The sequence below is a fragment of the Streptomyces abyssalis genome (assembly GCF_001751365.1).
Lineage (GTDB): Bacteria > Actinomycetota > Actinomycetes > Streptomycetales > Streptomycetaceae > Streptomyces > Streptomyces abyssalis.
In genome coordinates this window covers 401972-425239 of record NZ_LJGT01000040.1, presented here as the reverse complement: position 1 = coordinate 425239, position 23268 = coordinate 401972, and the positions used below count along the sequence as shown (strand labels likewise).

Below are 23268 nucleotides of genomic sequence, written 5' to 3'. Positions count from 1 at the left end.
GACACGGACCCGGGTGGCTCCCTGGTGCCTGCATCGGCGGTGGCGCTTTCAACGCTGATCCTCCAGGCCCTCGGCCTACGCGCTGCCGCCCGGCGCCGTCGCGACGAGGGGTGCGTCGCGGTCGGGCGCCAACGGGTCGGTCACCGTGCCGGTCTCCTCATCGAGCGGCCCCTGCGCCAGCCTGGTCACCGCTGCGGGGACCGGCGGCGCCAGGTCGGCCGTAGCTCGGAGGCCGGACAGGACGTCGTCGGGTCGTACGGCAGGTGTCAAGTGCCGTACCACCAGGCGCAGTATCGCACAGGGTTCCTGCCCGCGACCATCGGCCCCTGCTCCGGGCTCCGCTTCCGCTGAGGTCAGTGACGTGACGGCCGCCCGTGCGTCGAAGGTGCGCAGGCCCTTCTTGGTCTGCCGTTCCACCTCCACCGACTCCGCCGCGAGGAACGCCGCGACGGCCCGTCCGGCCTCCGCCGGGGTGACCCCGTCGAGCCGGAGCTCCCACTCGGAGGCCTCCAGCCGGTCGGTGAAGTCGGACGTACAGGCCTCGACCGCCTCGACGATGTCGAGACCGGGCGGCATGGACTCGTCGAGCCGCGAACGCAGCTCCCCGGGATCACACCGCTCCACGACGGCGATCTCCAGATACTCGGCCTCACTGCCGGTGCCGGTGGGTGCGGCATTGGCGTAGGAGACCTTCGGGTGGGGGCTGAAGCCGGCCGAGTACGCCATGGGCACCCCCGCCCTGCGCAGCGCTCTCTCGAAAGCGCGCTGGAAGTCTCGATGACTGGTGAACCGGAGGCGGCCGCGCTTGGTGTATCGCAGTCGCACACGCTGAACGGCGGGTGCGGGCGGCGGGCCTTCGGGCTGTCGCTTGCCCAGTGGTTCTCTCCTCAGTGCCTGATGCGGGGCGGCAGCGCGTGGGGAAGCGGCCGCCCTCCGCGTACGTACGGATGCAGGTCCTGCTGCTGTGCTGCTCTGCTGTGGCTGTTGTACGTGCAGTTCAGCTGCGCTCTTCGGTTGCTGCTGCGGTGCCTGCGGACGGTGCCCACGGCACCGCAGTGCTTCAAAGGGTGCGGAAGTCCGCATCGTCGCGCTTCGAGCCGAATGTGCCTGGCGTCGTCGTGCTGTTGTGCGGTGATCCTGCGACCCAGGGTACGCGCCCGCCGCCGGACAGCGCCCGCCGATCCGGTACGGGCGGCTCCGCCGCGGGCTCCGGCGCGGGGCTCCCGGCGGGCGGCCCGCCGAACAGCGCCCGGCGGAGCTCCGCGCGCGTCTCCCGTACCGAGGCACGGGCGGCGGCGAGGGCGGCACGCACGCTGCGCCCGGCCTCACGCACCGCGTGCGCGGCCGGCCGCCACACCCCGTCCCGCAGGCCACGGCCCACCGGCCTCACGACGTTCCGCCACATCCACACGGCGGGATCGGCGAAGAGGAAGCGCAGCACACGGCCGAGGAACCGGAAGACAGCCCGCGATACGCGTCCGGCCACCCGCCAGGCATGGACGAAGGCGTCCGCGACCTCGCGCGCGACGACGGCCACACCGCGTCCCGTCGGCTTGAGCAGCCGGCGGTGGACGAACCGGCACGGCGCCACCACCAGGTTCCGCCACAGCCATCCCAGCCCGGCACCGGTCCCGAGTACCACGGCGACCAGCCCGCGCCCGACCGGTGTCAGCACGTACCGGTACAGAAGTCCGCACGGCGCCATGACCACCCACCGCCACAGCCACCCGAGCCCGGCCCCGAGCGCGAGCATCACGGCCAGCACCCCGTGCCCCACGGGGGTGAGCACGTACCGGTACAGCAGACCCAGCGGCACGACGACCAGGTTCCCGCCGAGCCACGCGAGCCCCGCGCCCAACGCCCGTGCCGCGGCCGCCAGTCCGTGTCCCACCGGGGTGAGCACGTACCGGTACAGCAGACCCAGCGGCACGAGGACCAGGCTCCTCCCGAGCCAGGCCGCGCCGGTCCACAAACTCCGCGCCACCCAGGCGACGCCCGCCCCAGTGGTCTTCCCCAGCCACCCGAGGCCACGGCCCGCCGGCACGAGTACGTACCGCCACAGCGCGACCCACGGCCACACGAACAGCGCGAAGAGGACCGGCGCGAGGACCCGGTGCCACAGCCGGCCCGCCGCCCGGCCCGTCACCCGGGCGAACGGCACCCACAAGGTCCGCCTCAGCGCCCGCCCGCAGACGGTGAGGGCGTCCCAGGCCATCCGTACGGGCAGGACCAGCAGCAGCGTCACGATCCGCACGGGCATCCGTACCGCCCGCGCCAGGTACCCCTCGAAGGCGAACTCGGCTTCGCCGGCGGCCGGAGCGGGCCCACCGGCGGGCCGGCCGGCCTTCACCAGGGAGACCGCTGGCGCGACCTGAGGATCTGCTGCGGATTCCGCGGAACGTGCGCGGTCCGAGTCGTGTCCGGGCTGGGAATCACTCACACCCGCGGAGACGCCGGAACGCCCCTTCCGGTTCACCCTCGGACACACCGCTGCCCGGACAACCTTCCCTCATGCCCTACTTGACGACCGTGAGCGGCAGCAGCTTCTTCCCTGTCGGGCCGATCTGGATGTCGGTCTGCATCTGAGGACAGACCCCGCAGTCGAAGCAGGGTGTCCAGCGGCAGTCCTCGACCTCCGTCTCGTCGAGGGCGTCCTGCCAGTCCTCCCAGAGCCAGTCCTTGTCCAGACCGGAGTCCAAGTGGTCCCAGGGCAGGACCTCTTCGTACGTACGCTCGCGCGTCGTGTACCAGTCGACGTCCACGCCGGACGCCGGCAGCGTACGGGCGGCGGAGTCCATCCACAGCTGGTAGCTGAAGTATTCGCGCCAGCCGTCGAAGCGGCCGCCCCGGTCGTACACCTCGCGGATCACCGCGCCGACGCGGCGGTCGCCCCGCGAGAGCAGGCCCTCGACGATGCCGGGCTTGCCGTCGTGGTAGCGGAAACCGATGGAGCGGCCGTACTTCTTGTCGGCGCGGATCTTGTCCCGCAGCTTGCCGAGCCGTTCGTCCGTCTCCTGTGCCGACAGCTGCGGCGCCCACTGGAACGGCGTGTGCGGCTTGGGCACGAACCCGCCGATGGAGACGGTGCAGCGGATGTCGTTGGACTTCGCCACCTCACGACCCTTGGCGATGACGTTGACGGCCATGTCGCCGATCTGCAGCACGTCCTCGTCCGTCTCGGTGGGCAGGCCGCACATGAAGTAGAGCTTCACCTGCCGCCAGCCATTGCCGTACGCGGTCGCGACGGTACGGATGAGGTCCTCTTCCGAGACCATCTTGTTGATGACCTTGCGAATGCGTTCGCTGCCGCCCTCCGGGGCGAAGGTGAGGCCGGAGCGGCGGCCGTTGCGGGTCAGTTCGTTCGCGAGGTCGATGTTGAAGGCGTCGACACGCGTGGAGGGCAGTGACAGACCGATCTTGTCGTCCTCGTAGCGGTCGGCGAGACCCTTCGCCACGTCGCCGATCTCGCTGTGGTCGGCAGACGAGAGGGAGAGCAGCCCGACCTCCTCGAAGCCGGTGTTCTTCAGGCCCTTCTCCACCATGTCGCCGATTCCGGTGATGGAACGCTCGCGCACCGGCCGGGTGATCATGCCGGCCTGGCAGAAGCGGCAGCCGCGCGTGCAGCCGCGGAAGATCTCCACGGACATCCGCTCGTGCACGGTCTCGGCCAGCGGCACCAGCGGCTGCTTGGGGTAGGGCCACTCGTCCAGGTCCATCACGGTGCGCTTGGCCACACGCCAGGGGACGCCTGGGCGGTTGGGGACGACCCGGGAGATGCGTCCGTCCGCCAGGTATTCGACGTCGTAGAACTTCGGTACGTAGACCTCACCGGTCTTCGCCAGCCGCATCAGCAGCTCGTCGCGGCCGCCGGGCCGGCCCTCCGCCTTCCAGCCACGGATGATCTCGCTGACCTCCAGCACCGCCTGTTCGCCGTCGCCCACGACGGCGCAGTCGAGGAAGTCGGCGACGGGCTCGGGGTTGAAGGCCGCATGGCCTCCCGCCATGACGATCGGGTGGTCGTCGCCGCGGTCCTTCGCCTCCAGCGGTACGCCGGACAGATCGAGGGCGGTGAGGAGGTTGGTGTAGCCGAGTTCGGTCGCGAACGAGACACCGAGCACGTCGAAGGCACCGACGGGACGGTGCCCGTCGACCGTGAACTGCGGGACGTCGTGCTCCCGCATGAGCTTCTCCAGGTCCGGCCAGACGCTGTAGGTCCGCTCGGCCAGTACGCCCTCGCGTTCGTTGAGCACCTCGTAGAGGATCATGACGCCCTGGTTGGGCAGCCCGACCTCGTAGGCGTCCGGATACATCAGCGCCCAGCGCACGTCGCAGGAGTCCCAGTCCTTGACGGTGGAGTTCAGCTCACCGCCCACGTACTGGATCGGCTTCTGGACATGGGGAAGGAGGGCCTCCAGGCGCGGGAAGACCGACTCGACTGACATGGGGTGGGTTCCTCGGATCGGGGCGCAATCGCGGTGCGGGTGACCATTCAGCGTAACGCGGGCTCGGACCCGGCCGGACGCATGCCTCGTACGGCAGGCGCCCGCACCTGGTCACGGAGCCACGGCTACGCGGAGACGGGACGCTGCACTCTGATCGACTGCAGCAGGCCCAGTGCGATCCACACCGCGAACATCGACGTACCGCCGTAGGACACGAACGGCAGCGGAAGCCCGGCGACGGGCATGATGCCCAGCGTCATGCCGATGTTCTCGAACGACTGGAAGGCGAACCAGGCGATCACACCGGCGGCGACGACCGTGCTGTAGAGCTCGGAGGACTCGCGGGCGATGCGGCAGGCACGCCAGATCACGACACCCAGCAGGAAGATGATCAACCCGCCGCCCAGAAAGCCCAGTTCCTCACCGGCGACCGTGAAGACGAAGTCGGTCTGCTGCTCGGGGACGAACTGGCCGGTGGTCTGGAAGCCCTCGAAGAGCCCCTTGCCGGTCAACCCGCCCGAACCGATGGCGATCCGCGCCTGGTTGGTGTTGTAGCCGACACCGGACGGGTCGAGCGCGGGGTTGGCGAAGGCAGCGAAGCGGGCGATCTGGTAGTCGTCGAGCAGACCGAGCGCCCACACCAGTACGGCACCGCCCGCACCCGCCGTGCACAGCCCGACGATCCACCGGTTCGAGGCGCCGGAGGCGAGCAGCACTCCGAGGACGATTATCACCATGACCATCACGGAGCCGAGGTCGGGCATCAGCATGATGATCACGATCGGCGCCGCCGCCATGCCCAGGGCCTGGACCACGGTGCGGTGGTCGGGATGCTCCCGGTCCCCCGCGTCCACGCGCGCGGACAGCAGCATCGCCATCCCGAGGATCACGGTGATCTTGATGAACTCGGCGGGCTGCAGCGAGAAGCCGCCACCGAGGTGGAGCCAGGCCCGCTGCCCGTTGATGGTCGCGCCCAGCGGCGTGAGCACGAGGAGCGCGAGCAGCACCGAGGCGCCGTAGAGGAACGGCACGGCGCCGCGCACCCTCCGGTGGCCGAGCCACACCATGCCCGCCATCAGCAGCAGTCCGACGAGGAGGCTGAGCACATGACGCGTCACGAAGTAGTACGGGTCGCCGTGGTTGAGGTCGGTGCGGTTGCGCGTGGCCGACCAGACCAGGAGCGAGCCGACGACGGAGAGGGCGATGCCGGCCGACACCATGATCCAGTCCAGCCGCCAGACCGCCGAGTCCCGGGCGGTGAGCCGCCCCCACGCCGACTTCTTCTGCGGCCCGTAACCGCTGAGGGAGTAGGAGTGCGTGCTCATCCGGCGGCTCCGGCGGGCGGTCCGCCCTTCGTCGCGCGCTCGGCCCGCTTCTTGAAGTCCTTGTCGTCCCTGGCCTCGATGTTGCCGTGGCTGTCGACCTTCGGAAGGTCTTCGTCGGGGTGCGGGAGGAGCGCGGCGTCCTCGTCGATCTCGCCGTCGGCGTTGACGCCGTAGATGGCGTTGTAGATGTTGCGCACCGCCGGGCCGGAGGCGCCGGAGCCGGTGCCGCCCTGCGAGATCGTCATGACGATCGTGTAGTCCTTGGTGTAGGTCGTGAACCAGGACGTGGTCTGCTTGCCCGCCACCTCGGCCGTACCCGTCTTGGCGTGCATCTTGATCTTGTCCTGGGGCCAGCCCGCGTCCCCGAAGCGCCAGGCCGCGGTGCCTCGTTCGGCGACACCGGCGAGCGCCTTGTCGATCTTCTTCAGGATGTCCTTCTTGACCGGGAGCTTGCCGTGCTCCGTCGGCTCGATCTCCTTTATGGTCTTGCCCTTCGGCCCGATGGTGGCCTTGCCCAGGGTGGGGTCGTACATGGTGCCGCCGTTGGCGATCCCGGAGTAGATGGTGGCCATCTGGATCGGGGTGACGAGCGTGTCGCCCTGCCCGATGGAGTAGTTGACGCTGTCACCGGCGCGCATCTTCATGCCGGAGACGCAGTTCTCCTTGGCGATCTTGTCCGCGTAGGACTTGGGGTCCTTGGCCTGCTTGCACCAGGCGTCCTTGTTGGCCTTCCAGTAGTCCTTCTTCCACTGGCGGTCCGGGACGCGGCCCTCGACCTCGTTGGGCAGGTCGACGCCGGTCTTCTTGCCGAGGCCGAACTCGTGGGCGGTCTTGTAGAAGTGGTCCTTGGCGTTCTTCTTCGGGTTGTTGCCGCCGTCCTTGAGCCACTGCTTGTAGGCGAGGTCGTAGAAGACGGTGTCGCAGGAGACCTCCAGCGCACGGGCGAGGTCGATGGTCCCGTAGCTCTTCGACTCGTAGTTCTTGAAGGTCTGTCCGCCGACGTTGTACGAGGACGAGCAGTTGTAGTTGCCGCCGAACTTGTTGCCGGCCTTCACCGCCGCGGCGGTGGAGATGACCTTGAAGACGGAACCGGGCGCCGAGAGACCCTGGATGGAGCGGTTGAGCAGCGGGTAGTTGGACTTCTTCCCGGTGAGCTGCTTGTACTTCTTGCCGGAGATGCCGCCGACCCACTCGTTCGGGTCGTACTCCGGGTTGGAGGCCATCGCCACGACCCGGCCGGTCTTGTTCTCCATGACGACGGCCGCGCCGGCGTCCGCCTTGTAGTTCCTGTTGGTGTTCTTGTCGTGCTCCTTGCGGGCGTTCTTCATGGCCGTGAGCAGCTCGTTCTCGGTGACGGCCTGGACGCGAGAGTCGATGCTCGTGACGAGGCTGGAGCCCGGCTCGGCCTTGTCGCTCTTGGCCCGTCCCATGACGCGGCCCAGGTTGTCCACCTCGTACCGCGTCACGCCCGAACTGCCGCGCAGTATGGCGTCGTACGTACGCTCCAGGCCCGACCGGCCGATCTCGTCGGAGGAGAGGAACGGCGAGTCGGTGTTCTTGGTCTTCTTGATCTCCTCGTCCGTGACGGGCGAGAGGTAGCCGAGGACCTGGGAGGTGTGGGAGCCGTAGGGCGCCGGGTAGCGGCGTACGGCGGTGGGCTCGGCGGTGATGCCGGGGAAGTCCTCCGCACGTTCGCGGATCTGCAGCGCCTGCTGCGTGGTGGCGTCGTCGGTGACCGGGATGGGCTGGTAGGGCGAGCCGTTCCAGCAGGGCTGCGGCGTCTTCGCGTCGCAGAGCCGGACCTTCTCCTGCACGGTCTTCGGGCTCATGTCGAGGACGCCGGCCAGCCGGGAGAGTACGGCCTTGCCCTCGTCGTCCATCTTCATCAGCTCGGTGCGGGAGGCGGAGACGACCAGGCGTGTCTCGTTGTCGGCGATGGGCACGCCGCGCGCGTCGAGGATGGCGCCACGGGTCGCGGGCTGCACGACCTGCTGCACGTGGTTGCCCGCGGCTTCCCTCTGGTACTCGTCGCCGTTGCGGACCTGGAGATACCACAGGCGTCCGCCGAGGGTGAGCAGAAGGGACATCACCAGGATCTGGATGGCGACGAGCCGGATGGTCACCCGGTGACTGCGTCCGGTCTCAGGGATGTTGCTCACAGCCGCTTTACCCCCTTGATCTTCCCGGTCCTGCCCTTGCGCCCCGGCTTGTCCAGCAGGCTGCCCCGCTGGATGCCCATCCGGACGGCCTTGCCGTTACGGGCGTTGCGCACCGGCCCGCCGTTGCGCCCCTTGCCGAAGAGGCTCCCGCCGACTTGCAGTCCCGTACCCGAACTGAGCCACCCGTAGGCGCCTTTGTCACTTCGGCCCATACTTCCGACTCCGGAGGCGTCGGAGGTGATCACGCCGCGCTCCGTGCGGCGGGCGACCCACATGATCAGCGGCACGACGAAGGGCGCCAGCAGCAGGTCGTAGAGGGTGGCGGTGAACAGCAGCGGCAGGAGCCCCACTTGGCCCGCCGCGGTGTCGCCGACGAGGGTGCCCACACCCGCGTACAGCAGCGTCGATCCGACGGCCGCGCTGGCGACGACGAGCATCGGCACCGTGGCCGAACGGTGCTGGGCGCCCTCCGGCTTGGTCAGGCCCGCGACGTAGCCGATGATGCACAGCACCAGTGCGTAACGCCCCACCGCGTGCTCGGCGGGCGGTGCGAGGTCGGCGAGGAGACCACCGAGGAATCCGGTCACGGCGCCGGCGGTGTGGCCGTAGACCATCGCCAGGCCGAGCAGGACCAGCAGCAGCAGATCGGGGACGGCGCCGGGCAGCTGGAGCCGCGCCAGCACGCTCACCTGCGCGATCAGGGCACCGACGACGAGGACGGCCGAGAGCAGGATCCGGTTGATGTACATCGGTCAGCTCCTGGATTCCGAGGCACTGGGCTTCGGCGTCTTGGTCACGGTCACCGTGGGCGCGGGCTTGGGCTTCGGCGGCTTCTTGGAACGCAGCACGTCGTCCCTGGGGTCGCTCCGCGGCGGCTTGACGACGATGCCGACGATGTCGAGCTTGCTGAAGGTGACGAACGGGCGGACGTTGACGCTCCGCGTGAGGTCGCCCGCCGTCCTGTCGACCTTGGACACCGTCCCGACGGGCACTCCCGGCACGAAGGGCTTGTTGTTGCGGGAGCCGAAAGTCACTATCCGGTCGCCCTTCTTCACCTCCGCCTTGCCGTTGAGGAGCTGGACGGTCATGGCGTCGCCGCCACGGCCGGTGGCGAAGCCGAGCTCGCTGCTCTTCTCCATGCGTGTACCGACGGAGAAGTCGGGGTCGTTGGCCAGGAGCACGGTCGCCGTCGAGGAACTGACGGTGGTGACGCGGCCGACGAGGCCGTCCCCGTTGATGACCGTCATGTCGCGGGCGATGCCGTCCCTGCTGCCGGCGTCGAGGGTGACCGTCCAGGAGAAGCCCTGCGCCGAGCCGATGCCGATGACCTGGGCGCCCTTGAGTCCGTAGCCGCCGGCGCCCGCGGTCTTCAGCAGCTTGTCCAGCTCCTTGGACCTGGAGCGGTGCCGGTCGCTGGAGCCGAGGCGCTGCTTGAGCTTCGCGTTCTCGGCCTCGAGACGGCTTATACGGTCGTGCCGCACACCGGAGTCACGGACGGCGGCGATGGAGTTCCCCACGGGGTCGACGGCCGCCGCCACCCCGTTCTCCACAGGCCCGAAGGCGGAGGCGGCCACGTGCCGCGCGCTGTCCATCGGGGACTGCTCGCCCTTCCTGATGTCCACCGTGATCAGTGCGAACGCGATGGCGATCAGAAGGACGAGCAGCAGCCGGCTCTCTCGGGTGTCCCTCACGTGCGGCGGCCGTGCCTTTCCTCAGTCGGTCGGACCGGTGTCCCTTCCGGAGCAGTGCTGCCGTGCTCCGGAACGTTCAACGATCCGCAGAGCGGACTGGTGTGGTGCATGGGGCAGACCGCACGGCAGATCGCTTCAGTTCAGATCATCGCCTGGGCTGGGAGTCGAGGACCTGCTGAAGCGCCTCGAACTCCTCCACGCACTTGCCGGATCCCAGCGCCACCGAATCCAGCGGATCCTCGGCGATGTGGATCGGCATGCCCGTCTCACTGCGGAGCCGCTCGTCCAGGCCGCGCAGCAGTGCACCGCCACCGGTGAGGACGATCCCGCGGTCCATGACGTCGCCGGACAACTCGGGCGGGCACTTGTCGAGCGTGGTCTTCACCGCGTCGACGATCGCGTTGACGGGCTCCTCCATGGCACGGCGGACCTCCGCGGCGGAGATGACGACCGTCTTGGGGAGACCGCTGACCAGGTCACGGCCACGGATCTCGGTGTGCTCGTCCTTGTCGAGGGAGTGCGCGGAACCGATCGTGATCTTGATGCTCTCGGCGGTGCGCTCACCGAGGAGCAGGCTGTACTCCTTCTTGATGTGCTGGATGATCGCGTTGTCCAGCTCGTCGCCGGCGACGCGGATCGACTGTGCGGTGACGATCCCGCCGAGCGAGATCACCGCGACCTCGGTGGTGCCGCCTCCGATGTCGACGACCATGTTGCCGGTGGCCTCGTGCACCGGGAGCCCGGAACCGATCGCCGCCGCCATCGGCTCCTCGATGATGTGCACCTGGCGGGCGCCGGCCTGGGTCGATGCCTCGATGACGGCGCGGCGCTCGACTCCGGTGATTCCGGAGGGAACACAGATGACCACCCGCGGGCGAGCCAGATAGCGTCGCTTGTGGATCTTGAGGATGAAGTAGCGGAGCATCCGCTCCGTGATCTCGAAGTCGGCGATGACGCCGTCCTTCAGCGGACGCACCGCCACGATGTTGCCCGGGGTGCGGCCGATCATCTTCTTCGCCTCGGCGCCGACCGCCAGAATGCCGCCGGTGTTGGTGTTGATGGCGACGACCGACGGTTCGTTGAGGACGATCCCGCGACCCCTGACGTACACCAGCGTGTTGGCGGTCCCGAGGTCGACAGCCATATCACGGCCGATGAACGACATGTTGTTCGCCATAGGATGCGTCTGGCCTTCCAACTGGAGCGATGTGTGTGGGAGGACGGCAGGAGAGGGTGGTCCGCGCTAACGCTGTGGAGACGCGAGGTTCCATCGTAGACGCGGACTCGAACACGTAGCGAGGGTGTCCCGCCATTGTCGGCGCAACAGCCGTCGTCCCTGTAATCAGTGACGTCGTGTCGGGGTGATGCGTTCCCCCGAACCCCGGCGCATATGCCGAAGGGCGACCGAAAATTGCCGGTCGCCCCAGGTCATCTGTGCTCTGACGACTGATGACGCGTCAGCAGGACACTAACTGAAGTCGGGGAAAAAAATCTTCAGCTCACGTGCCGCGGACTCCTCCGAGTCCGACGCGTGAATCAGGTTTTCCCGCACAATCGTTCCGAAGTCCCCCCGAATGGAGCCGGGAGGCGCGGCAATCGGGTCCGTCGGCCCGGCGAGCGCCCGTACGCCCTCGATGACGCGCTCCCCCTCGACGACCATCACGACGGACGGGCCCGAGGCCATGAACTCCACCAGCGGCTCGTAGAAGGGCTTGCCCACGTGCTCCGCGTAGTGCTGTTCCAGGGTGGAGCGGTCGAGCGTGCGCAGCTCCAGTGCTGTTACGGCCCAGTCCGACTTGCTCTCGATACGGCCGGTGATCTCACCGATCAGACCGCGGCGTACGGCGTCGGGCTTGAGCAGTACCAGGGTGCGCTCGCTCATGGTGGGGGCTCCTCGGGGGATGAAGCGTTCGGACGCCCGGGCGTCGGGGACGTCAGGGTTCCGGATGTGGCCGGTTTACGGATGCCCAGAGGCTACACGGGCCGCGCCGGCCACCGTCACGCAGTGTCAGGCTCGGTCTCCAGGCGGCCACGCTCGGCCTTCGCCTCGTCCACCTTCCGCCCGAAATGGACGGACGCCCACCACAGCCCCGCGAAGCAGGCGCCGAGGAAGTACATGGCCGGGACCACCGAACCGGAGGCGATCAGCGCCACTTGGAGCGCCCATCCCAGCTGCACACCGCCCCTCCGCGTCAACACGCCGCACAGCAGCAGACACAGCGCCATGGCCACACCGCACACCGTCCAGACAGTGCCCGCGGACAGGTCGCTCGTACGCATCGCGACGAGGCCGGCGAAGCCGATCACGAAGAACTCGCCGAGCAGTGTGCTCGCGCAGAGGGTGCGCACTACCGCTCCCTTCCCAGCAGCAGCCGGGCCTCGCCGGCGGTGATGACGGAACCGGTGACCAGGACGCCCGCTCCCGCGTACTCGTCCTCGGACTCGGCGAGCGTGATCGCCTCCTCGAGGGCGCTGTCGAGGCGGGGCTCGACCTGTACGCGTTCCTCGCCGAAGACCTCGACGGCCACGGCTGCAAGGGCGTCGACATCCATGGCACGGGGCGTGGAGTTACGGGTGAGCACCACTTCCGCGAAGATCGGTTCGAAGGCTTCGAGCAGGCCGCGTACATCCTTGTCGCTGCTGGGGCCGATGACGCCGACGAGGCGGCTGAAACTGAACGCTTCGCCGACCGCCTCCGCGGTGGCGCGGGCGCCCGCCGGGTTGTGCGCGGCGTCGAGGAGGACGGCCGGGCTGCTGCGCACCAGCTCCAGCCGGCCCGGCGAGGAGACCGACGCGAAGGCCTGCCGGACGATGTCGGCGTCGAGACTGCCCCTGTCCGGCTGCCCGGCACCGGGCCCGAGCCCGAAGAACGCCTCGACGGCGGTGAGCGCCACGGCGGCGTTGTGCGCCATGTGCGCTCCGTGCATGGGCAAGAAGATCTCCGGATACTCACCGCCCAGCCCGCGGACGGTGATCAACTGCCCGCCGACGGCCACCTCCCGGGAGACCACGCCGAACTCCAGGCCCTCCCGCGCGACCGTGGCGCCCTCCTCGGCGGCCCGCTTGAGCACGACGGAGGCCGCCTCCACGGGCTGCTGGGCGAGGACGACGGCGGCGTCCTTCTTGACGATTCCGGACTTCTCCCCGGCGATCTTCTCCGGGGTGTCCCCGAGGCGGGCGACGTGGTCCAGGGAGATGGGGGTGATGACGGAGACGCCGGCGTCGATCACGTTGGTGGCGTCCCACCTTCCGCCCATGCCGACCTCGACGACGGCGACGTCCACGGGGGCGTCGGCGAAGGCCGCGTAGGCCATGCCCGTCAGCATCTCGAAGAAGGAGAGGCGGTAGGGCTGCTTGGCGTCGACCATCTCCGCGAACGGTTTGACGTCCTGGTACGCCTCGATGAAGCGCTCCGCGCTGACGGGTGCGCCGTCGACGCTGATCCGCTCGGTGATCGACTGGACGTGCGGGGAGGTGTAGCGGCCGGTACGGAGGTCGAAGGCGCTCAGCAGTGCCTCGATCATGCGTGCGGTGCTGGTCTTGCCGTTCGTACCGGTGATGTGGATGGACGGGTAGGCGCGCTGGGGCTCGCCCATCACGTCCATCAGTGCCCTGATGCGGTCGAGGGAAGGGTCGAGCTTGGTCTCGGGCCAGCGGCCCATCAGCTCCGTCTCCACCGCCCGCAGCGCGCGGTCCGTCTCAGGGTCCTCCGGGCGTCCGGGTACGACGTCGGCCTGCGGAGGCCCGGCCTGGGCGCGGAGGGTGCGGCTGCCCGCCTCGATGACCGCGAGATCCGGGTCGCGGTCGGTCTCGGCGCCGATGATCTCCTCGAACTCGGAGGGTCCGGTGTCGCCGTTCTCCGCGTCGGGGTTCTCGCCGGGGTCTGGCTCAGGGGGCTGGGGCTGGTCACTCACGGGGGCCAGTCTACGTAGGGCGCCGGAGCCGCGTTCCGCCGCCATGGTCGCTCGCGGAGGTGCGGCCCGCTCTGCCGCTGCGGGGCCCCGAGAGACGGACTCCGAGACGGCCGGAGGCCCGGACGCACAGGCGCGCGCCCGGGCCTCAACCGGCCGTCTCGGAGTCCGGCGGGTCGCTAGGCGGTGGGAAGCCGGTCGAGTTGCTGCTGGAGGCGGGCGATGTCGGACTCGGCGGTGGACCGGCGTTCACGGATCTTCTCGACGACGTGATCGGGGGCCTTCGCCAGGAAGCCCTCGTTCCCCAGCTTCGCCGTGGTCTGACGCAGCTCCTTCTCGGCGGAGTCGAGGTCCTTCGTCAGGCGCTTGCGCTCGGCGTCGACGTCGATGACGCCGGACAGGTCCAACTCGACGGTGCCGCCGGCGACTGGCAGCGACGCCGTGGCGTGGAAGCCCTCACCCTCGGGCTGGAGCCGCAGCAGCTGCCGCATCGCGTCCTCGTGGGACGCCAGCGGGGACCCGGTGAGGCTGAGCCGCGCCGGGACCCGCTGCCCCGGCTGGAGACCCTGGTCGGCACGGAAGCGCCGGACCTCGGTGACGGCGTCCTGGAGCGTGGCGATCTCCTGCTCGGCCGCCACGTCCCGGAAACCCGAGTCGGCGGGCCAGGACGTGACGACGACGGACTCGCCGCCCGTCAGCGTCGTCCACAGTGATTCGGTGACGAACGGGACGAGAGGGTGCAGCAGCCGCAGCATCACGTCGAGCACCTCGCCGAGGACGCGGCGGGAGACCTCGGCGGGCCGTCCGCCGACGGCGAAGGTGGTCTTGGACAGCTCGACATACCAGTCGAAGACCTCGTCCCACGCGAAGTGGCGGAGGGCGTCGGAGAGTTTGGCGAACTGGTAGTCGTCGTAGTGGCCGTCGACCTCGGCGACGACGGAGTTGAGGCGGGAGAGGATCCACCTGTCCGTGGCGCCGAGTTCGGACGCCTGAGGCAGCGGTCCCTGGACCGTCGCGCCGTTCATGAGCGCGAAACGCGTGGCGTTCCAGATCTTGTTGGCGAAGTTACGGGACGCCTTGACCCAGTCCTCACCGATCGGCACGTCGGCGCCGGGGTTGGCGCCGCTGGTGAGGGTGAAGCGGACGGCGTCGGCTCCGTACGCGTTCATCCAGTCCAGCGGATCGACCGAGTTGGGGTTGGACTTGGACATCTTCTTGCCGTGATCGTCGCGGACCAGACCGGTCAGCGCGATCGTGTGGAACGGGGCGGTGCCGTCCATCGCGTACAGCCCGAACATCATCATCCTGGCGACCCAGAAGAAGATGATGTCGTGCCCGGTCAGCAGCACGTCCGTCGGATAGAACTTCGCCAGGTCCTGGGTCTGTTCGGGCCAGCCGAGAGTCGAGAAGGGCCACAGCCCGGATGAGAACCAGGTGTCCAGGACGTCCGGGTCCTGCGTCCAGCCCTCGCCCGTCGGGGGCTGCTCGTCCGGGCCGAGGCAGCGGACCTCGCCGTCGGGCCCGTACCAGACGGGGATGCGGTGGCCCCACCACAGCTGGCGCGAGATGCACCAGTCGAGCATGTTGTCGACCCAGTCGAAGTAGCGCGCGGACATCTCGGCGGGGTGGATCTTCACGCGGCCGTCGCGCACCGCGTCGCCGGCCGCCTGCGCCAGCGGACCGACGCCGACCCACCACTGCATCGAGAGTCTGGGCTCGATGGTCGTCTTGCAGCGCGAGCAGTGCCCGACGCTGTGTGTGTACGGGCGCTTCTCGGCCGTGATGCGGCCCTGTTCGCGCAGCGCGGCGACGATCGAGGAGCGCGCCTCGAAGCGGTCGAGACCCTCGAACGGGCCGTGCGCGGTGATCACGCCGCGCTCGTCCATGACCGTCAGCGCGGGAAGGCCGTGCCGCTGCCCGATCGCGAAGTCGTTCGGGTCGTGGGCGGGGGTGACCTTGACGGCGCCGGAGCCGAACTCCGGGTCCACGTGCTCGTCGGCGACGACCGGGATGGTGCGGTCCGTGAGCGGCAGCTTGATGTGCCGGCCGAGCAGATGTGCGTACCGCTGGTCGTCCGGGTGGACGGCGACGGCGGTGTCGCCGAGCATCGTCTCGGCACGGGTCGTGGCGACGACCACGGAGTCGTCCTCGCCGTCGCCTCCGCCGTAGCGGATGGAGACCAACTCGCCGTCGTCCTCCTGGTATTCCACCTCGATGTCGGAGATGGCGGTCAGACACCGCGGGCACCAGTTGATGATCCGCTCGGCGCGGTAGATCAGCCCGTCGTCGTACATCTGCTTGAAGACGGTCTGGACGGCGCGGGAGAGGCCCTCGTCCATGGTGAAGCGCTCGCGCGTCCAGTCGACGCCGTCGCCGAGGCGGCGCATCTGGCCGAGGATCTTGCCGCCGTACTCCTCCTTCCACTGCCAGACGCGCTCGACGAACGCCTCACGCCCCAAGTCCTGCCGGGACTTGCCCTCTTCGGCGAGCTGCTGCTCGACCTTGTTCTGCGTGGCGATGCCCGCGTGGTCCATGCCCGGCAGCCACAGCGACTCGTAGCCCTGCATGCGCTTGCGGCGCGTGAGGGCGTCCATCAGCGTGTGCTGGAAGGCATGGCCGAGGTGGAGGGATCCCGTGACGTTCGGCGGCGGGATGACGATGGTGTACGGCTGCTTGTCGCTCTTGGCGTCCGCCTCGAACCAACCGCGCGCTACCCAGCGCTCATACAGCTCTTCCTCCACCTCGGCCGGTGCGTACTGCGTCGGCAGGTCTGCGGGGGCTGCTGCGTTCGGCCCTCGGGAGTCGGGGCGCTGCGATGAGTTCTCGGTCACGACGGCAGTGTACGGGCGGCAATGTCGCAGTCTCGAATCGGTTTGGGGACCGGTGCAGCACCCGCTCCGGACGTCCGACAGGATGTACGCGTACCGCGCGAGCGCGCGCGCGGCGGCGTCGTCACACGACGCACATCAAACGGAGGGGAAGCGCCGCAATGAGTCAGAACCAGCCTGGGCCTTACGGACAGCAGCCACCCCCGCCCGGACCGTACGGACAGCCTCCGCAGGGCCCGAATCCGTACGCGCAGGGCGCGCCGGGAGGCGCACAGGGGCAGCCCGGATACGGGTACCCGCAGCAGCCGGCCGGGCCGCCGCCCGGACAGCCGGGTTACGGCTTCCCGCAGCAGCCGGGCCAGCCGGGCCCCTACGGCCAGCCCGGACCGTACGGACAGCCGGGACCGCCGATGCCGCCCTCGGGGGGCGGGATGGCAGGCAAGACGGTCGCCATCGTCGTCGGTTCGCTGGTGATCGTCGGCCTCGTGATCGGCGGCATCTTCCTGTTCGGCGGTGTGGGAGGCGGCGGATCGACGGTCGCCGACGACGGCAAGAAGTACAAGCTGACGTCGCCGCCCACGGTCGCGGGCGAGTACCAGAAGGACAGCGCGGGCACCACGAACGAGATGACGCAGTCCGAGCTCTCGGAGTTCGAGAGGGCGGGAGTCGGCGACCCCAAGAACGAGTACGGCTCGTACAAGTCGGGCAGCGGCGTCTCCGCGAAGCAGATGAACTTCCAGGGCGTCTGGGGCGAGGTCGAGGACCCGGAGGGCACCGTCGACACGGCCTTCGCGAAGATGGCGGAGGACAGTGAGAAGAACGCGGAGCGCACCGGCCGCAAGGCCGAACTCGTCGGCAGCCCCGAGAAGGTGGAGCCCGCCGGTCTCGAGGACGACGCCGTCATGAAGTGCCAGGTCATCAAGGTCTCCCTGGGCGCCTCCACCTCCAACACCTCGGAGCTCAAGGCTCCGCTGTGCATGTGGGGCGACAACAGCACGGTGGCGATGGTGTCGGCGCAGGACGGCGCGGCGCTGCTCACCGGCAAGAGCATGACGATCGACCAGGTCGCGGAGCTGGCGAAGAAGCTGCGCGACGACGCACGGGTCGAGATCAAGTAGCCCGCGGGGGCAGCATGAGGGGGCGCACGGGCCGGCGAGCCCGGCGCCCCGTCGTCCGACCGAGGAGACGCAAGCGATGAGTGACACTCAGCCCGGCCCGTACGGACAGGGGCAGCCGGGATCTCCCGGCGCACCGCTCGCCACGCAGGGGACCGACCACGGCAAGGGCGGCGGCGACGGCACCGGCGCGGGACCGAGCGGCCCGAGCGCGGCGAGCCCCGCGCCCGGCGCCGGCGGCAGGTCCGGCAGCAGCCGGCGGAACACCGCGACAGCCGCGGCCGCGGTCGTCGTCGTGGGTGCGCTCGTCGGCGGCTGGTTCGTCCTCGGCTCCCCGGGCGACCCCGAGCACCGGCTCACGACGCCCCGTACCGTCGCCGGCGAGTACGAGCGTGACGGCAAGGGCCAGAAGGGCGACGGCAAGGCCTTCGGCAACAAGAAGGTCCCCGGGATGACCAGCAGCGCGGACGTCAGCGCAGAGTACAAGTCCGGCGCCGGCAAGAAGCTCCAACTCGGCGGCGCCTACGGCTCCGTGGAGAATCCGGACAAGGCCGTCGACTGGGTCTTCGCGCAGACGGCCAAGTCGCTGAAGACGGAGACGGGCGCGAAGGCGGAGGGCAAGCTGAGGAAGTTCTCGCCCTCAGCCTTCGACGGCGACGTACTCAAGTGCCAGGAGTACAAGATCTCCAACATGAGCCTGGCGATGTGCAGTTGGGCCGACTCCAGCACCGTCGGCACGGTCTCGTCGATGATCCTCACGAGTGACGGGACGTCGACGAAGCCCGTCGATCTGAAGTCGACGGCCGAACTGACCGCGAAGGTACGCAAGGACGCTCTCACCGAGGCCGGCTGACAGGACGGTTCCGGTTCCGGAGCGACGACGTGGAGGGGCGCCCGGCTCTGTGCCGGGCGCCCCTCCACGTTCAGTCTTGTCTTCTCGGGCCCGCCCGCTGCCGCGGCCGCCCTCGCGCCTTATGCGCTCTTCTCGTGCCGCTCCTGCTCGTTGCCGCGCGAACGGGGCACGAGCGTCGGGTTCACATTCGAGTGGACGACCTCTTCGGTGATCACGACGCGCTCGACGTCCTTGCGGGACGGCACCTCGTACATGACCGACATCAGGACCTCTTCCATGATGGCGCGCAGCCCGCGCGCTCCCGTGCCGCGCAGAATCGCCTGATCGGCGATCGCTTCGAGCGCGGGACGGTCGAAGTCCAGCTCCACGCCGTCGAGTTCGAACAGGCGCTGGTACTGCTTGACGAGGGCGTTGCGCGGCTCCATCAGGATCTGCAGCAACGCCTCGCGGTCGAGGTTGTGCACGCTCGTCATCACCGGCAGACGGCCGATGAACTCCGGGATCATCCCGAACTTCACCAGGTCCTCGGGCATGACGTCCTCGAACTGGTTGCTGTCCTCGATCTCGCGCTTGGAGCGGATGGTGGCGCCGAAGCCGATGCCCTTCGCGCCGGCACGGGACTCGATGATCTTCTCCAGCCCGGCGAAGGCACCACCCACGATGAACAGCACGTTCGTCGTGTCGATCTGGATGAACTCCTGGTGCGGATGCTTCCGCCCGCCCTGCGGCGGCACCGAGGCCGTGGTGCCCTCCAGGATCTTCAGCAGCGCCTGCTGGACGCCCTCGCCGGAGACGTCGCGCGTGATCGACGGGTTCTCGCTCTTACGGGCGACCTTGTCGATCTCGTCGATGTAGATGATCCCCGTCTCGGCCTTCTTGACGTCGTAGTCAGCGGCCTGGATCAGCTTCAGCAGGATGTTCTCGACGTCCTCGCCGACATAGCCGGCTTCCGTCAGCGCCGTGGCGTCCGCGATGGCGAAGGGGACGTTGAGCATACGGGCGAGGGTCTGGGCCAGCAGCGTCTTGCCGGAACCGGTCGGACCGAGCAGCAGGATGTTGGACTTCGCCAGCTCGATGCCGTCGTCCCGGCCCTGCGAGCCGCCGTTCTCACCGGCCTGCACACGCTTGTAGTGGTTGTAGACCGCGACCGAGAGGGCCTTCTTGGCCGCCTCCTGGCCCACCACGTATCCCTCGAGGAACTCCGAGATCTCGCGGGGCTTGGGCAGCTCGTCCCAGCGCACCTCCGAGGACTCGGCGAGCTCCTCCTCGATGATCTCGTTGCACAGGTCGATGCACTCGTCGCAGATGTACACGCCTGGCCCTGCGATCAGCTTCTTCACCTGCTTCTGGCTCTTTCCGCAGAACGAGCACTTGAGCAGATCGCCGCCATCACCGATGCGTGCCACGAGGTGCTTCCCCTTCGCCTGGGACCGGTCCATCAGCCGTCGGACCGAGGTACGTGCGTGTACGACGGTACCCTGCCGGACCGTCGATTTGGGCCCCCCTTGGGACGACTCGGTCGAGGCGCCCCAAGGGGAAACGTCACGTGGGCCGGAGTCAGACTCCCATGCCGACCGACGACTTGCGGGTGGAGACGATCTGGTCGATCAGCCCGTACTCGAGCGACTCCTCGGCCGTGAGGATCTTGTCGCGCTCGATGTCGTCGCGGATCTGCTCGATCTCCTTGGTGGAGTGCTTCGCCAGCATCTCCTCCAGCTGGACACGCATGCGCTGGATCTCGTTCGCGGCGATCTCCAGGTCCGAGACCTGACCGCGGCCCGTCTCGCTGTAGGGCTGGTGGATCAGGATGCGTGCGTTGGGAAGCGCCATCCGCTTGCCGGGGGTGCCGGCCGCGAGCAGCACGGCGGCGGCGGAGGCCGCCTGGCCCATGCAGACCGTCTGGATGTCCGGCTTCACGAACTGCATGGTGTCGTAGATCGCCGTGAGCGCCGTGAAGGAGCCGCCGGGCGAGTTGATGTACAGCGAGATGTCGCGGTCCGGATCCATCGACTCCAGGCACAGCAGCTGCGCCATGATGTCGTTGGCCGAGGCGTCGTCGATCTGGACGCCGAGGAAGATCACGCGCTCCTCGAAGAGCTTCGCGTACGGGTCGTACTCGCGCACACCCTGCGAGGTGCGCTCGACGAAGCGCGGAACGATGTAGCGGGACTCGGGCTGCGGGCCCGTGAAGCGGCCCTCGGAGGCGTAGGTGCTCTCCGCCCCGGGGCGGCCGCCGGGGGCGGGGAGTCCGGAAAGATTCGTCATCGGAGCCTTCTCCTGGTGATGGGCTGACTGCGGTCGCTGCGCTGTTGCTGAGCCTGCTGTCCTGCGGCGCGGCTCACGCACCCGTACCGCCGCCTCCCGGAAGCTGTGCCGCCCTGCCGTACACCTCGTCGATCAGGCCGTACTCCTTGGCCTCCTCGGCGGAGAACCAGCGGTCGCGGTCGGCGTCACGGGTCCACTGCTCGATGGTCTGGCCGGTGTGCTGGGCCGAGAGCTCCGCCATCTTCTTCTTCGTACGCAGCAGCTGCTCGGCGTGGATCTTGATGTCCGAGGCGGAGCCTGCCAGCCCGGCGGAGGGCTGGTGGATCAGGATGTCCGCGTTCGGCAGCGCGAAGCGCTTGCCGCGGGTGCCGGCGCTCAGCAGGAACTGGCCCATCGAGGCGGCGAGGCCCATGGCGATGGTGACCACGTCGTTCTTGATGTACTGCATGGTGTCGTAGATCGCCATGCCGGCCTGGATCGAGCCACCGGGGCTGTTGATGTAAAGGAAGATGTCCTTGTCCGGGTCGGCCGCCAGGAGCAGCAACTGAGCGGTGATCTGGTTTGCGATCTCGTCGTCGACGGGCTGGCCGAGGAAGATGATCCGCTCGTTGAGCAGCCGGTTGTAGACCTGGTCGCCGAGGCCACCACCAATCTGCTCGCCGGCGGCCGAAGGCATCGGAAGCGTCACGTGTCCACCTGCTCGTGTCCGGACGGTAGCCGAAGGCGTGCCGTCTCTGGGGTCTTCATGCACTTGGGACCCTAACGCGCGGCACCGGCGGAGCCATCCCGCACAGGGAGCTGTTCGCTGTCAGCGCAGGTCCCACAGGCCCTCTGTGCAGCCCGGAAGCCCGCGCACCGAAGGGGTGCGCGGGCCCGCGTGCGTACCGCCGCGGTGCGTGCCGCGAGAGGGCGCGGAGAGGACGGAGGTCAGCCCTCCGACTTCTTCTCCTGGTCCTCGCCGGAGCCCTGCTCCTCGGTCTCCCCGGCGTCCGCCGCGGCGGCCTGCTCGCCGGCTTCGGCGTCCGCGCCGGCCTCGACCGTCTCGGCGGTCTCGTCCTCGTCGTCCAGGTCGACGGTCTCGCCGTTGGTGTCCTTGACGGTGGCCTTCTCCACGACGGTCGCCAGCGCCTTGCCGCGGGCCACCTCACCGACGAGCATCGGCACCTGGCCGCCCTCGACGACGGCCTGGGCGAACTGGTCGGGGCTCATCCCGGAGGACTGCGCACGGCGCATCAGGTGCTCGGTCAGCTCTTCCTGGCTGACGTTGAGCTTCTCCGTGCTGACCAGCTCGTCGAGGACGAACTGGGTGCGGATGCCCTTCTCCGCCTGCTCCTTGAGCTCGGCGTCGAAGTCCTCCTCGGACTTGTCCTGCATCTGCAGGTACGTCGCCAGGTCGAGTCCCATCTGACCGAGCTGGTTGTTGACGAGGTTGTCCTTGCGGGTGCCGACCTCTTCGGCGAGCAGCTTGTCCGGAACGGGAACCTCGACGAGTTCGAGGAGTGCGTCGAGGACCTTCTCCTGGGCCTCGGTGGCCTGCTCGTACTTCTTCTGCTGCCCGAGGCGCTTGCGGCTGTCCTCGCGCAGCTCCTCAAGGGTGTCGAACTCACTGGCCAGCTGGGCGAAGTCGTCGTCCAGGGCGGGCAGTTCGCGTGAGGAGACCGTCTCGACCTTCACCGAGACCTCGGCCTCCTTGCCGGCGGCGGAGCCGCCCTTGAGCTCGGAGGTGAAGGTGGCGGTGCCACCGGCCTCGAGGCCGGTGACGGCGTCGTCGATGCCTTCGAGCAGCTCGCCCGAGCCGATCGTGTAGTCGATGCCCTCGGCGACGCCGTCCTCGAGGACCTCGCCGTCGACCTTCGCCTGCAGGTCGACCTTGACCACGTCGCCCTCGGCGGCGGCGCGCTCGACGACGGTGGTGGAGGCGAAGCGCTCACGCAGCTGCTCGACGGACTTGTCCACCTCCTCGTCGGAGACCTCGGCGGCCTCGACCTCGACCTCGATGCCCGAGTAGTCAGGGATCTCGATCTCGGGGCGGATGTCGACCTCGGCCGTGAAGGCCAGGAGCTCGTTGTCCTTCAGGTCGGTGATGTCGACCTCGGGCTGGCCGAGCGGGTTCAGCTCGCCCTCTTCGACAGCCGACTGGTAGAGCTTCGGAAGCGCGTCGTTGACGGCCTCCTCCAGCACCGCGCCGCGTCCGAACCGCTGGTCGATCACCCGGGCAGGGATCTTGCCCTTGCGGAAACCGGGGACGGTGACCTGCTGGTTGATCTTCTTGTACGCCGCGTCGAGGCTGTCCTTGAGCTCCTCGAAGGGCACCTCGACTGTGAGCCGAACCCGGGTGGGGTTCAGGGTCTCCACGGCGCTCTTCACGGTCGGTCTCCTTGGGGCTGACTGCTTGGGGATATAACGCTCTGCCGGGTGCCCCGCAAACGGCTCGGAATCCGGACACGACACAGGCTCGCGCGTCTTGCATAGTACGTGGTCGGGGTGGCCGGATTCGAACCGACGACCTTCCGCTCCCAAAGCGGACGCGCTACCAAGCTGCGCCACACCCCGTCGGTGCGACACGTAGAGTACATGCACTAAGATGCACTCCGTGCCGCTCCGAGCGTCCTCCCGGCCGAGGCCGTGACGACGCCGGGTTCACGGCCTGGAATCCCGTCACCGACGTATGGGGCGGGG

Annotated in this window: 18 protein-coding genes and 1 tRNA gene; 2 read left to right on the top strand and 17 right to left on the bottom strand. The window is 68.8% G+C overall.

Annotation, left to right across the window (positions count from 1 at the left end):
* Positions 1-75 precede the first annotated feature (75 nt).
* From AN215_RS16755 to AN215_RS16700, 12 genes are all read right to left on the bottom strand, one after another.
* On the bottom strand, positions 76-891 hold the full coding sequence (locus AN215_RS16755) for a TIGR03936 family radical SAM-associated protein (RefSeq protein ID WP_171904239.1): 816 nt from the start codon (positions 889-891) through the stop codon (positions 76-78).
* Between the two features lie 169 nt (positions 892-1060).
* Positions 1061-2440, bottom strand: a complete 1380-nt coding sequence (locus tag AN215_RS16750; protein ID WP_216093872.1) for a hypothetical protein — start codon at positions 2438-2440, stop codon at positions 1061-1063.
* Between the two features lie 76 nt (positions 2441-2516).
* Positions 2517-4442: a TIGR03960 family B12-binding radical SAM protein gene (locus tag AN215_RS16745; RefSeq protein WP_070013779.1), complete on the bottom strand. Its 1926-nt coding sequence runs from the start codon at positions 4440-4442 to the stop codon at positions 2517-2519.
* Positions 4443-4567: 125 nt separating this feature from the next.
* Positions 4568-5767 (bottom strand): rod shape-determining protein RodA, encoded by a 1200-nt coding sequence (rodA, locus tag AN215_RS16740; protein ID WP_070013778.1) that lies wholly within the window; start codon positions 5765-5767, stop codon positions 4568-4570.
* Positions 5764-7926: a penicillin-binding protein 2 gene (gene mrdA / locus AN215_RS16735; protein WP_070013777.1), complete on the bottom strand. Its 2163-nt coding sequence runs from the start codon at positions 7924-7926 to the stop codon at positions 5764-5766. Before mrdA ends, rodA begins: the two co-directional genes overlap by 4 nt.
* Complete coding sequence (gene mreD / locus AN215_RS16730; protein ID WP_070013776.1) at positions 7923-8675, bottom strand: rod shape-determining protein MreD; 753 nt, start codon at positions 8673-8675, stop codon at positions 7923-7925. Before mreD ends, mrdA begins: the two co-directional genes overlap by 4 nt.
* 3 nt (positions 8676-8678) lie before the next feature.
* Positions 8679-9617: a rod shape-determining protein MreC gene (gene mreC / locus AN215_RS16725; RefSeq protein WP_070013775.1), complete on the bottom strand. Its 939-nt coding sequence runs from the start codon at positions 9615-9617 to the stop codon at positions 8679-8681.
* A 145-nt stretch (positions 9618-9762) separates the two neighbouring features.
* Positions 9763-10782: a rod shape-determining protein gene (locus tag AN215_RS16720; protein WP_028431807.1), complete on the bottom strand. Its 1020-nt coding sequence runs from the start codon at positions 10780-10782 to the stop codon at positions 9763-9765.
* Positions 10783-11085: 303 nt separating this feature from the next.
* Positions 11086-11499, bottom strand: a complete 414-nt coding sequence (ndk, locus tag AN215_RS16715; RefSeq protein ID WP_070013774.1) for a nucleoside-diphosphate kinase — start codon at positions 11497-11499, stop codon at positions 11086-11088.
* A gap of 116 nt (positions 11500-11615) precedes the next feature.
* Entirely contained in the window at positions 11616-11966 is a 351-nt protein-coding gene (locus tag AN215_RS16710) for a DUF4233 domain-containing protein (protein ID WP_070013773.1), read from the bottom strand.
* Positions 11966-13576: a bifunctional tetrahydrofolate synthase/dihydrofolate synthase gene (gene folC / locus AN215_RS16705; protein WP_171904208.1), complete on the bottom strand. Its 1611-nt coding sequence runs from the start codon at positions 13574-13576 to the stop codon at positions 11966-11968. Before folC ends, AN215_RS16710 begins: the two co-directional genes overlap by 1 nt.
* Positions 13577-13707: 131 nt before the next feature.
* Positions 13708-16359, bottom strand: coding sequence for a valine--tRNA ligase (locus tag AN215_RS16700; protein WP_070013771.1), 2652 nt, complete (start codon positions 16357-16359; stop codon positions 13708-13710).
* Between the two features lie 158 nt (positions 16360-16517).
* Here AN215_RS16700 and AN215_RS16695 point away from each other — a divergent pair, with 158 nt between their 5' ends.
* Both AN215_RS16695 and AN215_RS16690 read left to right on the top strand, forming a co-directional pair.
* Positions 16518-17474: a hypothetical protein gene (locus tag AN215_RS16695; RefSeq protein ID WP_070013770.1), complete on the top strand. Its 957-nt coding sequence runs from the start codon at positions 16518-16520 to the stop codon at positions 17472-17474.
* A 76-nt stretch (positions 17475-17550) separates the two neighbouring features.
* The gene (locus AN215_RS16690; protein WP_070013769.1) at positions 17551-18324 is read left to right on the top strand and encodes a hypothetical protein; all 774 of its coding nucleotides are present in this window, start codon (positions 17551-17553) and stop codon (positions 18322-18324) included.
* Between the two features lie 119 nt (positions 18325-18443).
* On the opposite strand, the gene clpX is transcribed toward AN215_RS16690, so the two are convergent.
* The 5 genes from clpX to AN215_RS16665 all read right to left on the bottom strand — a co-directional run bounded on the left by clpX (position 18444) and on the right by AN215_RS16665 (position 23142).
* On the bottom strand, positions 18444-19730 hold the full coding sequence (gene clpX, locus AN215_RS16685; RefSeq protein WP_070014002.1) for an ATP-dependent Clp protease ATP-binding subunit ClpX: 1287 nt from the start codon (positions 19728-19730) through the stop codon (positions 18444-18446).
* A gap of 151 nt (positions 19731-19881) precedes the next feature.
* Positions 19882-20589 carry an ATP-dependent Clp protease proteolytic subunit gene (locus tag AN215_RS16680; RefSeq protein WP_070013768.1) on the bottom strand — a complete coding sequence of 236 codons (708 nt, stop codon included), beginning with the start codon at positions 20587-20589 and terminating at the stop codon, positions 19882-19884.
* A gap of 73 nt (positions 20590-20662) precedes the next feature.
* Positions 20663-21265 carry an ATP-dependent Clp protease proteolytic subunit gene (locus AN215_RS16675; protein WP_107374413.1) on the bottom strand — a complete coding sequence of 201 codons (603 nt, stop codon included), beginning with the start codon at positions 21263-21265 and terminating at the stop codon, positions 20663-20665.
* Between the two features lie 251 nt (positions 21266-21516).
* Positions 21517-22956, bottom strand: coding sequence for a trigger factor (gene tig / locus AN215_RS16670; protein ID WP_070013766.1), 1440 nt, complete (start codon positions 22954-22956; stop codon positions 21517-21519).
* Positions 22957-23065: 109 nt separating this feature from the next.
* Positions 23066-23142 (bottom strand) — tRNA-Pro (locus AN215_RS16665).
* Between the last annotated feature and the right edge of the window lie 126 nt (positions 23143-23268).